General features: G+C 70.1%; 8 protein-coding genes. 3 read left to right on the forward strand and 5 right to left on the reverse strand.

Annotated features, from left to right (window positions below; all coding sequences use genetic code 11):
* Positions 1-41: 41 nt before the first annotated feature.
* The 3 genes from KBY32_RS12810 to KBY32_RS12820 all read right to left on the reverse strand — a co-directional run bounded on the left by KBY32_RS12810 (position 42) and on the right by KBY32_RS12820 (position 3,355).
* Entirely contained in the window at positions 42-470 is a 429-nt protein-coding gene (locus KBY32_RS12810) for a hypothetical protein (protein ID WP_210980061.1), read from the reverse strand.
* Positions 467-2,566, reverse strand: coding sequence for a hypothetical protein (locus KBY32_RS12815; RefSeq protein WP_210980062.1), 2,100 nt, complete (start codon positions 2,564-2,566; stop codon positions 467-469). Before KBY32_RS12815 ends, KBY32_RS12810 begins: the two co-directional genes overlap by 4 nt.
* Positions 2,567-3,169: 603 nt before the next feature.
* Entirely contained in the window at positions 3,170-3,355 is a 186-nt protein-coding gene (locus KBY32_RS12820) for a DUF6207 family protein (protein ID WP_308293708.1), read from the reverse strand.
* Positions 3,356-4,010: 655 nt separating this feature from the next.
* On the opposite strand from KBY32_RS12820, the gene KBY32_RS12825 reads away from it, so the two are divergent.
* Both KBY32_RS12825 and KBY32_RS12830 read left to right on the forward strand, forming a co-directional pair.
* Positions 4,011-6,275 (forward strand): helix-turn-helix transcriptional regulator, encoded by a 2,265-nt coding sequence (locus KBY32_RS12825; protein WP_210980063.1) that lies wholly within the window; start codon positions 4,011-4,013, stop codon positions 6,273-6,275.
* Positions 6,276-6,289: 14 nt separating this feature from the next.
* On the forward strand, positions 6,290-6,847 hold the full coding sequence (locus KBY32_RS12830; protein ID WP_210980064.1) for an XRE family transcriptional regulator: 558 nt from the start codon (positions 6,290-6,292) through the stop codon (positions 6,845-6,847).
* Positions 6,848-7,246: 399 nt separating this feature from the next.
* Here the strand turns inward: KBY32_RS12830 and KBY32_RS12835 are convergent, their stop codons facing one another.
* Together KBY32_RS12835 and KBY32_RS12840 are read right to left on the reverse strand one after the other, a co-directional pair.
* Positions 7,247-10,435 (reverse strand): AAA family ATPase, encoded by a 3,189-nt coding sequence (locus tag KBY32_RS12835; RefSeq protein WP_210980065.1) that lies wholly within the window; start codon positions 10,433-10,435, stop codon positions 7,247-7,249.
* The gene (locus tag KBY32_RS12840) at positions 10,432-11,754 is read right to left on the reverse strand and encodes an exonuclease SbcCD subunit D (protein WP_210980066.1); all 1,323 of its coding nucleotides are present in this window, start codon (positions 11,752-11,754) and stop codon (positions 10,432-10,434) included. Before KBY32_RS12840 ends, KBY32_RS12835 begins: the two co-directional genes overlap by 4 nt.
* Positions 11,755-11,889: 135 nt before the next feature.
* Here KBY32_RS12840 and KBY32_RS12845 point away from each other — a divergent pair, with 135 nt between their 5' ends.
* Positions 11,890-12,732 carry a hypothetical protein gene (locus KBY32_RS12845; RefSeq protein ID WP_210980067.1) on the forward strand — a complete coding sequence of 281 codons (843 nt, stop codon included), beginning with the start codon at positions 11,890-11,892 and terminating at the stop codon, positions 12,730-12,732.
* Positions 12,733-12,760 lie beyond the last annotated feature (28 nt).

Here is a 12,760-nt window from a genome sequence, read left to right on the forward strand (position 1 = left end):
GGTGGTGGCCGGCACCTACGTGGGTGTCGGCCACCATCGCGCTAGGCGACCAAGGACAGCCAGTTCGTCGCCGGGGGCCAGCGACGCGGCTTCATGCTCTGCCGGACGCCGAGCAGGTCCGCGCACCGCCCTTCGACGGCGTTCAGGGCCTCGGTGGGCGTCAGGTCGTCCAGGTGCAGGACCCGCACGCAGGCGAAGACAGCCCTCTTGGCCGGATCGCGGTCGTGCCCGTCGAGACGTCCGGTCAGACCGTTGAGGCGGCTTGCCTGACCGAGCCAGCGCAGCCGTCCGGCGATGTCGGTGATCAGGTAGATCCCGGTGAGGACACCCAGGTCGTTGAAGTGCTTGCGGTCCGCCCAAGGCAGCGGCCGCAGGTAGGTCGCCTGCAGGTAGCGGCCGCCGACGAGCGCCAGGCCGGCCAGGAGCGGTGCGGTCAGCACCGGCCCTGCCGGCAGCACGGAGCGGCTCACCGCTCGCCCTCGGCGTTGGCGACCTGCTCGGTGGCCGAGTCAATGGTGACCTCGGTCTCGCCCTTCATGTCGGACAAGCCAGCCTGCATCGCACCCAGATCCCGCTTGAGCCGGGTCAGGGCCTGCTCCATCACTTCCACGCTGTAGGAGGGCGGATCGGCCAGCGCGGGCTTGCCGACCGCCGCGCCGGCGGCAATGGCCTCGCGAGCCACGGCCAGCGCGTCGAGGAAGGCCTGCGGCAACTCACTGGACAGACTCGTGACGAGGCGCAGCTGGGCGTCGAGGAGGACCTGCTCCGGGCTCCTTTTCGGCTGCTGGGGCGGGGCGCTGTCCGACGCGCTGGGCCGGTCGTCCACCTTCTTCTTGGCGCGCCCGGTCTTCGGGAAGGTCACGCTGAACCAGATGCGGTCGGCGATGGTGTCGTCGACCGGAGCTCCGGTCTCATCGACCTGCCGGGGCGGGGTGCCGGCGTCGTTGGCGCGGGCGATCTCGCGCATCAGGGCGATGGTTTGCACGGGCTTCAGCAGCAGGGCGTTGCGGGCGCTGACGCCGCTGCGTCGGCCCGGTCCCCGCTGGCCGTCGGCCGATCCGCGGTCGGCGTCGACCATGCCGTGTTCGGCGAGCCAATGCAGGCCCCGCGTCACGAGGAAGTCGGACAACTGGGTCTTGTCGGTCTCGGCCTGGTCCAGCGCGGTCCGCCAGTCCAGCCGGTCCGCGAGTGTGCCGCGCGTGGCGATGAAGCTGGAATAGAGCGTGCCGTCCAGCAGGCGCGGGTTCCACCGGGTCCGGTAACCCTCGGCGATGGCGGCGGAGAGCATGCGCAGCCGGAGGGTGACGTTCTCCTCGCGGCTGTCGTAGTACCGCTCGGGCTCGCCGAGGACTCGGGCCACCTCGCGGTCGTGCCCCAGCTCCTTGGGGAAGGCCATGCCGAGCAGCGCCCGGTCGCGGCGGTCGCGGGCGTCGGTGACCGAGCCTGGGAGGGCGTCCGGCTCGCTGTCCTCGCCTGCGAGCCAGGCCCGAACGGGCTCGGTGATGCGGCCCGAGGCCTTCGCCTCGCGCAGGACCGCGCGCATGTCGGAGGTCGACTTCTCCGCAATCGGGTAGTCGAGCTGCGGGCGGCGGTGGTCGGCACGGTTCGGGTCGAAGACCGTGTTGTGGAACTCGGCGGGGTTGTCCGTCCCGACGATGATCTGCATCTGGACGGCGGCGACCTCAGCGGCAGCCTGGGCGGTGCCGTGCAGGCGGTGTCCGGTGGAGGCGAATGCGTCCCGCAGCGTGTCCGCGAAAGCGGGGACCCAGATGACGGGGTCGGCGATGTACTCCGGCGGCGCGGGCTGGCCAGCCCTCGGCTCCGGCAGGTCGAGCATGCCGATGGGGACACCGAAGGCGATGCTGCGAGCAGTCAGCCCGTGGAGCTTGAGCCGAGCCCGGGAACGGTTGCCGCCCTTGATCGCCACCAGGTCGACGACTTTGCGGATGACGGGGGCACCCTGGTGGTTCTCGGTGATCGTCCGCACGAACGGCACGTGCATGGTGCGGTTGGTCTGGCCGAAGACCGTCATGTCCTCGGCGAGGTCGTAGCCGCGCTTGCGGTCGGCCTCGGTGAGGGCGACGTCCATGATGCCCAACAGGGTGTTGAGGACGGTGGGCTCGACCGGCTCGGCGGTCGTCACGAAGGGCAGCGCGGTGCCATTCGGGCCGGACCCGGTGGTCAGCCTCGGGAGCACCCGGTCAGGGGAGGCGTCGGGCTGGGCCGGGCTGTCGAAGGCGCTGCGCACACGTTCGTTGTATTCGGTCGGGGTGCCGGCGAAGCCGTGCGTGGTCACCGACAGGACGTGCAGGCCCGTCTGCTCGTCCTTCACGATCACCCCGGGGCGAAGGCGGTGGACCGTCTCGGTCCGCGCCTTGGTGAGGTAGCGCTTCGGGCGGATCACATAGGCCGCGATGGCGTCGGTCACCAGCGGGGGCAGGCCAGTGTCGAGGGCCAACGCCTCGGAGAAGGCCCGGGTCCAGCTGTACGTGTCGGCGCCCGGGAACGGGTTGGCCCGGGTGGAAGGCTCCGCCTCGGAGACGGTCGCCATGTTGATGGTCGTCATGATCAGACTTCCAGGAGAGGGCGAGTCGGCCCGGGCCGGTCGGTCCGGGCAGAGCAAGGGCCCGGACCCCGGTTGAGAAACTCCGGAGTCGCTGTATCAGTCACCGCACGTCGAAGACGATCTAAGCGACTGTCACACGCGTCCGTCTCCCGACCGCGTGGTGCGCGACCCACCGAGCCCGCTCGACGAAGAGAATCGGGGAGTGGAGCTGGGTGACCATTGCGCTTCCTCTGCCCGTACGGGCCACGAGGGGTGATGGAGAGCCGGCACAAGCCGAATGCTGGCGCGACCCTACAACAGTAACTTCGCTTCTGGAAAACTGATTTGATAGCTCGTCGGCACTCCAGGGTCGGCGACCGATCGAACAAGATGGTCTTCGCCGACAAGACAGGGGCGCCCGCAGACATTGACGCGGTCATCGCGATGATCAGCCTGCTTTGGCACGGCCAGCGGGACCGCCATGAGGGAGGACCCACCAGCGCTCCCGTGACCCAAGAGGCCGCGGAAACGGCCCTACACACGGCCGCGATCCTGGTCCACTGGATCTCTAATGGCAGCATCCGGAAGAAGTAGACGAGGCAGGTCGCCCTCAGCGCCACCCGCTTATGAGTCGACCTGCTGGCGCATGTCCAGGTAGCAGCGCAGCCGTACGCCCGGCTCGCCCGCGTCTCGGGTCGTGTGCTCCGCTGTGGCCGTCGCCCACCGGTCGGCGAGCAGCTGTTGGAAGGCCAGGGCGGTGGCGTCGTCGGCGGCCGCGACGTCGACGACGACCAGGCCCGGCTCACTCACGTGCGCCTCGTTGATCGTTCCATGGACGGCACTACGTCCGGGCGCCCGGGGAGGGTTCCGCTGCGGCGGTGTCTTCACTCGACCGAGTGGAGGGCCGTCAGGGGCTGTCGCCGCCCCAGTCCCAGCGGGCCGGGTCGCCCAGGCGCGGGTCGTCGGGCCCGATCTGCCCGAGCTCCGTGGCGAGGGATCCGGCCGCGCAGCAGCTGCTGATCGTCGCTGTCCATGCCCTCCAGCCTCGCAGCCGCCACCGACAACGGGGGCTTGCCGAGGTGGTCCTGGACGGCGCTCGTCGTCGGCCTGTTCCGGCGCGTTTCGACTGCCGGGCCGTGCAGTCGTCGCACAGGTGCGGGTGGCTGCCCCTGCGGCCCCAGTCGCGCGATGCTGGCCTTCCGCCGGTCGTCGGTGAAACTTCTGTCCGCAGTCCGTCCACACCGGCGCTGCGCCTCGCGTTCGGCGGCTTCCTGCGCGAGACGGCGTCGCCCCCTCTTCGGCGCGGTGGGCGAGGGCGGCGTCCCCGGACGGGCGGGGTGGGTCGGGAATCGGTGTGCCCTGGCTTTCGCGGGCACTTCTACCCGCACGCCCACGGCACGCGAAAAGTACGTGACTAGTACGTGGAAAGTACGTTTCACCGGTAGGGTGGGGGCGGAGGTGTCTCATGTCCGAGTTGTTCGATGCCGTGGACGCGCTGGTCGCGTCCCGGTCTCCGCTGCCGCCGCCGGCGGAGCGCAGGCGGCTGCGCCAGGCCCACGCGCTCACCCTGGACGAGGTTGCCGCCGCGCTGCAGGTGCGACGGGCGACCGTCGGTGCGTGGGAGTCGGGCAAGACCGAGCCCAGGCCGCCGGAGCGGGAGGCGTACGCACGCCTGCTGGAACAACTCGCCACGCTCTATCCCGCCCCGGAGAGCACCGACGCCGAGCAGGAGGGCGCCGGCGCCGAGCAGGAGGACACCGCGTTGCCGCAGCCCGCAGCTAAGGCCACGGCCGCGGCGCCGTCGACGCCGACGGTGAGCCCGCCGAAGGCGCCGCCGAGCGAGGCACCGGACAGCACGGCCACAACCCTGGCCGGGGCAGAGGATGCCCCCTCCGCTCCCCCAGCGGCGGGCCCGCGTGCCGAGCGCGTATCGGGGGGCTCGCGCCGTCCAGGGGCGACGAAAGCCGCCCCGGTGAGCACGCCCGCGCCCGGTGGTGTGTACCCGCACGGCCCGCTGCTCGTCCTCGACGCCGACGCCGACCGGCAGGTGACCGGCTACGGCGTCGGCGGGCTGATCATGGACGTGCCCGCCAAGTCGCTCCCCGCGCTGGTCGAGTGGACGCTGACCGAGGCGCGGCTCGGGGCGGAGAGGCTGCACGGCTCGGGCAAGGACGCCGATGCGCTGCTGGTGCTCACCGAAGCCGCGTGCGAGCGCTACGGCCTGCCCGGCCAGCTGTCGCAGTCCGAACGGCTCACCGGGCGGCTGGCGGAGGAGCACAAGGTCATCAAGCAGCTTCAGCGCGCCGACTGGCAGCTCACCAAGCGGGGGCTGGGGCCCTGGGCGCGGATCTACCGCCCCGCCCAGGGGGGCCACCGGCAGTGCGTGCAGCTGTGCATCCCGTCCTGGCGCGCCCTCGACGGCCGCGCGTGGGGTCATGCCACTCAGCTCGAGCCGGCGCAGCTCGCCCGGGTGCTGGGCGTGTACGCGCAGCGGGTGACGACACCGGTGGGTTCCACCGCGGTGACGGGACTGCAGCTGATGACCGCGCTCAACCCACCGACTCGCGCGAGTGAGCCGGACGCCGACGGCCGGCGCCACTCCGAGCACCGTCCCGGCTCACTGGGCACGCAGCCCATCGACCCGGCGCCGTGCGAGGCGACCGACGGGCACCCCGTCCTCGCGCACTTGCCCCGCTTCCACGTGCGCGGCCCCGACGAGAAACTGTTCGAGGAGGCCTACGACTGGGCACGGGATCTCACCGACGCCGAGTGCATGATGCGCCACCTGGTCGGCCTCGACGTGAACCTGTCGTTCGCCGCGGGCGCCAACGGCGCCGTCGTCGGCCTCGCGTCGCCGCCGGTCCACGTCACCGACCCGGCGTTCGACGCGGCGCTGCCCGGCTCCTGGCTGGTCGACCTCTCCCACGTCGATCCGTCCCGGGTGAAGGTGGGCAAGCAGTGGCGCGACCTCGACGGGGGCCTGCTGCCCAGCCCGTTCACGCCGAGCGGCCGGCGCCCGACGGGTCCGGCCTGGTACGCCACCCCGACGGTCGCCTACGCCGTCGAGCTGGGTTACGACGTCGCGCCTTCTGAGGCGTGGGTGCGCCCCGAGAGCGGCCGGTACCTGGACGGCTGGTACAAGCGGCTGCGCGACGCCTACATCGCCACCATGGCGGATCTCGGCGTGGGCGAGAAGCTGTCCCCGCAGGAGTTCTTGGAGGCGATGGACGGCTACAAGAGCCATGACCCGGAGCTGGGAATCGTCGTGGACGCCATCAAGATGACCGTCAAGGGCGGCATCGGCAAGCTGCGGGAGAAGACACGCGGTGGCGGCTGGAAGCCGGGACAGGCCTGGCCCGCCCTCTCCCGGCCCACCTGGCGGCCCGACATCCGCGCCACCGTGATCTCCCGGGCCCGGATCAACATGCACCGCAAGATGGTCGCCCTTGCCGCGGCCACCGGGCAGTATCCGGTCGCGGTCCTCTCGGACTGTGCCGTGTATGCCGCCGACGGACCCAGCCCGCTGGATGTCCTGCCCTACGACGACGGCAAGACCGTGCCCGGCTCCTTCCGGCTCGGGGTCTCGCCCGGGATGGTCAAGCACGAGGGCACCCAGAGCGTGCTGTGGGGTGCGAACGTGCTCGAGAAGCTCGCCGGCGACGGCCATGTCGCCAACCTCGCCCGCTACATCAAGACCGGCGAAGTCACCGCCAAGGACACCGGAGAGTAGAGGGGGCAGGGTCGGTGGTCACGATCGGCGAAGGACTCGACAAGGCGGTGCAGGGCGCGTTCACGCGCCCCATCCCGAAGTCAGCGGGGCCGCAGATGCGTTACCTGGTCCGCCAGCACCAGGGCAGTACCCGGCGCGTGGCCGAGCTGCTCGGCATCAGCCAGCGCACCGTCGAACGCTATGTGAAGAACCAGATCAAAAAGCCCCGGCCGGAGCTCGCCGACCGCCTCGAGCGCGAGGTCCGCATGCGCTGGCAGCCACAGGTCAGGGCCAAGGCCAAGCAGACCGCAGCCACCACCGGCGGCATCATGATCGATGTCCAGGCCCGGTTCGGCTACACCGCCGCCCCCGGCAGCACCGACGACGCCCGCATCCGACACCTCACCCTCGCCCTCCCCCCACACCACGCCGCCCGCCTCTTCCAGGCCCAGGAGGCCGGTCTCACCGAGGACCAGCTCCGCCAGATCGCCGCCGAGGCCCTGGGCGAGGTCTACTTCCGCGACAACGGCCACCGCGCCCACGGCCTCGAAGTCGAACTCACCGACCTGATCGACCTCGAGTTCGAGCTATAGCCGGTCAGGGCCCACGACAGACAGGAAGCAGAAACGGGCATCGGAGGAGGCTGAGGCAGCACGGGCGTTACGGACGAGCCGCCGACCGGGAAGCTGACCGCGTCGCTGACCTACCGGGCCGCGGCCCGCAACGGCCTGCCGACCGCAGGCCTGCCGCGGCAGTGGACGTGCCGCGACTTCCCCACCCGGCACGACGACGGCGGCCTGCACGCCGATGCGAAGGTCGTCCTCAACGCAACCGGGGGGTGTGCTTGCCGAGCTGTGCGCGGTTCAGCCGGCGGTGCCGGCACGCACTCTGCCGCCTACACGACATCCATTACAAACCCCGGAAAAGGTGCATTTCAGCGGGCCAGTGTGACCGTGTGAGACGACGTGTTCGTCGAAGAGGTTCCGGCGCAGCTATCGCGCCAGTGCTTGTAGGCCGCTGACTAGATCGGCCTGTGCCAGTTCGTCGCGCTGGGCCGATGTGAGCCAACGGGTGGACGATCCAGCAGGTGTCCGCTCCACCAGCAGCACGTCGTCGACGGCCTCGGCAACAGCGTGCAGGTGGCTGATCACCACGACCAGGCGATTCCCGTTGGTTTGGGAGCGCAGTACCTCAAGGGCGGAGTCCAGTGCGGTGGTGTCGAGGGCGGCGAAGCCTTCGTCGAGGAACAGGGAGCCGAGGGCCGGGCCGCTGCGGGAGTGCAGTTCGGCGAGCGCCAGGGCCAAGGCGAGTGACGCTTGGAACTTCTCTCCTCCGGACAGCCGGTTCGGGGGGTGGGCGACGCCGGAGTTGCGGCTAACGATGTCGAAGCTGTCGGCGAAGCCGAAGCGCCCGTCGGACATTTGGCCGAGCAGGTCGCTGGCGACACCGAGCAGTGCCTGGGTACGCAGCATGGTGAGGTGGTTCAGGAACTTGGCGTCGACCAGTTCGCGGCGCAGGACTTCCAGGGCTTCCCAGCGGGCCTTGCCAGCGGTGATGGCGAAGTCCAGGTCAGCGGCTGGCTTGATCAGGTCCTGCGCTTCCTGCTGTTTCTGGCGCTGGTCTTTGGCTTCTTTGGTTGCCTGTCCGACTGCGGCAACGAGGGGGTGGAGCGCTTCGGGTGTTGTCAGATCGGCGTGGGTATCGAATCCGTCGACATCGGTAAGTGCGGCGGCGCACTCGCTGAGGCTGTTCTCGGCAGTGGCTGCGTGGTCTGCGGCGGCGATGGCACGCCGGGTGAGCTTGTCGCCCAGCGTTGAGGTGGTCGTCGACAGTTCGGAGGCGTACGTGCGGACTTCGGCGATCTCTGACTGGGCCGGGGCCTTCGGCGCCTGGTGCTGGTCGGAGGCATCGAGATGCGTGAGGGCCTCAGTGACGGCCTGCGCCCACACGTCCAGTCGGCCGCGCAGTTGGTTCAGCGGGTGCTCCAGCCGGACCTGAGCGTCCTTGTCGAGGGCACGCTGTTCGCCAAGTACCTCGGCTTTCTCCGCCCTTGCCTTTTCCCTCTGGTCGAACAGCTCTTGGGCTTCTGCATGCCGGGTGGTGACAGCGGCGGCGGCAGCGGCTGCCTCATCGGCGAGGATGTCGATCGCGTCGTGCGGCAGCATCGCTTGGATGCGGGAGGGAAGCGTGCTGACCTGGGTGGTGGTCCTGGCCACGGCACGGGTGTGAAGCGCGGAGGCCTTCGCGGTGTCGTCGGTGTGGCGTTGATGGGCTCGGGTGCGCTCGGCCAGCGCAGTGCGGCGAGCTTCGACCTCGGCGATGCGGCGATGCCCATCGGCCTGTAGTTGCTCGGTGTGCCTGACGGCTGCCCGCTCGCATGCGGCGATCGCGTCGGCGATCGGTGCTGTGTTCTGCTCGAGTGGTGCAGGGCCATCAGCGGTCGGGGCAGCCAGGGCTGCGGTGGCAGCGGTCAGTGCGAGTGATGCTGCTTCGGCGTCGAAGCCTGGGTCGGTTTCGTCGGCCAGAGCAGCGAGGTCTGCGAAGGCGCGCATCGCGTCTGCACTGGTCTCCTGTGCTGTCTGCTGTGCGCTGTGGTGCTCTCTCTCGCGTGCAAGGACCGCCTCTTCGGCGGCGGTCATATCGGCACGGGCTTTAGCGAGCCGTTCGACGGCCGTGTCACGTGCGGTTTTTGCCCGGCTCAGCCGGTCCGTCGCCGCGGCCAGCTCGGCCGTATGAGTATCCGTCGAGGGTGCGAAGTTGTCCGGGACCTGCTGGTGGCATACAAGACAGTCATCACCGGGGCGCAGTTCGGCGGCGAGCGCAGCAGCCGTGTTGCGTTGTCGCAGCGCCTCCAGATGAATGTCGGCTTCCTTGACAGCTTTGCGCGCTGCCTCTGCTTTCACCTCCACTGGGCCGAGATCGTCACGGGCGGATGTGCGCCGGTCCACTGCGGCGGCGTGTGCGCTCGCAGTGCCAGCGACGCGGCGGGCCGCCGTGAGGGCTGTGGTCAGCGCGGTGCGGACGGTGGTGGCGCACGTGCGGATCTGGTTGCTCGTCTTTGCGGCGGCACTGGCCTGCTCGGCCAGGGGTTTTGCGTGTTCGGCGTCCTCGTCCAGTTCTGCCTCGGCGTCGGTGATGGCGTCGCGTTCGTCGGCGAGTTGTTCGGCGAGAATGGCAAGCCGGTCACGCTCACTGCGGTGTTCCTCGGCGTCTGCCGCGAGGGTCTTCAGGATCATGGCGGCTTGGGCCAGCGCGTCCTGGCCTTCTCCTACCGCGTCTGCCGCGGTGATCGCTGCGGTCAGTTCGAGTTCACGGGTTGCGGCGTGTACGGCGCGCTGGTCCAGGGCGTCGTGGCGTGCGGCGATGTCGGTGGCGACGGGCTCGAGTGCGTTGAGGACGGCTCCGGCGTCGGGCACTGCGCACGTTGACAGCGTTTCGGCGGTGCTGGTGGCCGACGCCGCGGTGGCCCGGGCTGCCAAGACCTCGCTCCGCAGTGCGGTGATGCGCTCGATGGCGGTCTTCAGCCGTTCGGCGTGGGTGGTGGCTGCGTCGGCGGCTGCGCCGGCTTCTGCGGCGGTCTGCTTGGGGTTGTGCGGCATGGGGGCGCGTTTGGCTCTCGCGTCGCTCAGCAGTGCCTGGAGAGTGTGGCTGTGGCGGGCGGCCATCTGCTGGACGAGTTCGAGTGACTCGGCGCCGAACAGTTCCCGCAGCCGTGGGCTGCGTTCCTTGGGTGTGGCGGTGAGGAGTTGGTCGAACTTTCCTTGTGGGAGTAGTCCGACGCGCAGGAAGGTGTCGTAGCTCATCTGCAGCACCGTTTTGATGCGGTTGTCGACGGCGGTGGCGCCGTCGGTCTCCTCGCCGGTGTCCAGGTTTTTCAGGTGGTGCCGGGCGGCGTTCGGGTTAGTGGCGTGCATGGTCCGGTGTACGTGCCAGCGTTGTCCGTCGTGCAGGAAGGTGAACTCGACGCTCATGGCCTGTGCACCATCGGCGATGAGATGCCGGGGTTCTCTGGCATCCCAGGTGCTTTTGCGGAACAGGGCGAAGACGACGGCGTCGAGCAGGCTGCTTTTGCCGGCGCCGGTGTCGCCGAGGGCTGCGACCAGGCTTTTGCCGGTGAAATCGATCCGGGCCAGGCTGGGGTAGCTGCGGAATCCGGTGAGAGCGAGTACCAGCGGTTTCATCGTGCCGCCTCCGCTGTGTTGGTGTCGGTGCCGGTCAGCAGGCCGGAGCGGTCGATGCTGTCGAGGGGGCGGCCTGCGATGGCGGCGGTCAGCAGGGTCTCCTCGCAGCACGGTGCGGGATCGTCGGGGTCGGGTTCGGCCTGCAGTTGGGCGAAGGCGGCCATGACACGCTCCAGGGCCGGCCCGGTGGTGCCGCGGCCGGGCAGATAGTCACGCAGCAGGTCTTCGATGCCCGGCAGTTCCCTGGTGGAGGTCTCCCGGTCCAGCACGCGGTGGGCTGCATCGGCGCGGCGTTCTTCGACGTCGACGATCGTCGCGTGCGGCAGCATCGCAGTAAGGGTGTTGGACAGGGACGGGTTGAAGGCTTCGACGTTCACCACTGCTTTCACCCACGCGTCTCCGACCCGGCTGGCGCGCTGCGCGATCTCTTCCAGAGTGCCTTCCAGGCGGATCAGACGGCGGCCGGCGGTCAGCGGCACAGTCTCGATGAGGGGCTCCCTGCCCGGGCCGATCTCGGCCAGCACGACGCTCTTGGTGTCGCCCCTCTCGCCGAAGTCCATCTGCAGCGGGCTGCCGGCGTAGTAGGCCGGGAATCCGGCGCGGGCGACGCGCTGCGGCTTGTGGATGTGGCCGAGGGCCCCGTAGGCGATGCCGGGCATGTCGGTGGCTGCGGCGGCGTAGTCGTCGGCGATGGAGATTTTCCTCTCCGAGTAGGAGGGGGTGGCTCCTTCGACGAAGAGATGGGCGGCGAAGACCAGAACGTCCCGGGCGCCGCTGCCCGCGGTCAGGCGATGGTAGGCATCGGTCTGAACGGTGCGCATCCGCTGGGCGTAGGTCGCGGTCGTCAGGGCGGGATCGGCGAAGTCGTAGGTGAACCGGTTGGGGTGCAGGTAGGGCAGTGCGCCGATGCGCAGCGTCAGGTCCCCGTCGTTGGCGGGGTAGTCGGCGACGAGCAGCCGGTCGGGGCGGGCGTCGGTGGCGAAGCGGATCCGGGCCTGGTCATGTTCGCGGCTGCCCATGTCGTTGAGGACGTACTCCACGAATGTCAGAACGTGAGTGGTGTCGTGGTTGCCGGCGACGACGACCACGGGCGCGATCGCGCCGAGGCGGCGCAGTGCCTGTGCTGCGCGGCGTATGTCGTCCAGACCCGGGCGGGAGCTGTCGAACAGGTCGCCGCTGTGCACGATCAGGTCGGGGGCGAACTCGTCGGCGATGTCGATGATTTCGTCCAGGACGGCGTCGACTTCGGCGTCGCGTCGGTAGCGGCCGATCTGGCGGCCCAGGTGCCAGTCGGAGGTGTGGAATACGCGTGCCGTCACGGGGGCGCCTCCAGGGGGACGGTCGGCGGGTGGCCGCGGGCTGCGCCGCTCGGCCGGAGGTTCGGTGGCGCCGACTGTACACCGAATCTCAGGAAGAAGTCTGGAAAACTCTGGAAGTCTGGTAACGTCTGGGGCATGAGTGATCCGCTGGACGCCCTGGAGAAGAGCATCAGCACCCTGCGTCGTGCGATCCGCGACGCTTCCGCCGCCGGTGACACCGAGCGCGCCAGCGAGCTGCGGGCGCAGCTGCGCCGTGCCGAGCGGGCTTGGGACGCCCTCCTCGACGCCGACGAACCGGCGCCCGCACCGCACCGGCCCGCGCCGGAAGCAGCTCCGGCCGCCCGGGGAGCGCAGCTCCCGGCACGTGAGCATGTCCACCGCGCCCTGATGCTGCTCGGGACCCCGGCCGCCCCCAAACTGATCGTCGGCGTGCACGAGGCGTTCTTCCCGGGCGAGCTGTCCGCGTCGAAGCTGTCCAGCCTGCGCCGGGACGAGGAGCGCTCCTACCGCTCCAGCCCGGGCGCCCGGCCGTACTACCTCCCCCCGGCACTGGCGCACGACCTGCTGACACCGGTGCGGGCGCTCGTCACCATCAGCACCTGGACGCTGGAACAGCGCATCATCGGACCGCACTCACCACGCGTCGACTTCCTCACCGGCGCGATCCGCATCGCCGAGGCGGTGCACACCGCGGCACAGTCCGCGGCAAACGGACCCAGCCCGGAGGCGCTGCGGCTGCTGTGGCGCTTCGCCGTGAACATCCCCGACGCGATGCCGAAAAGCGCCTCCGGTCACGAGAGTGCTCTGGATCCGGAGCAGGTGATCGAGGCCGCCCGGGCCGAGCTGGACGTGCACGCCGACGCCGACCGAGCCACCCGGGCCGAGGCCTCGCGGCGGGCCCGCAAGTCGCTGAGCGACGACCAGCAGCTGTTCGGCGCGCCCTCGCAGGGCGTCACACACCTGCGGGCCCGGGCCTGACCCTCTCCTTCAGTAACAGTCCCCTCTC

This window comes from Streptomyces sp. RK62, from assembly GCF_018070255.1.
Classification (GTDB): Bacteria; Actinomycetota; Actinomycetes; order Streptomycetales; family Streptomycetaceae; genus Streptomyces; species Streptomyces nigra.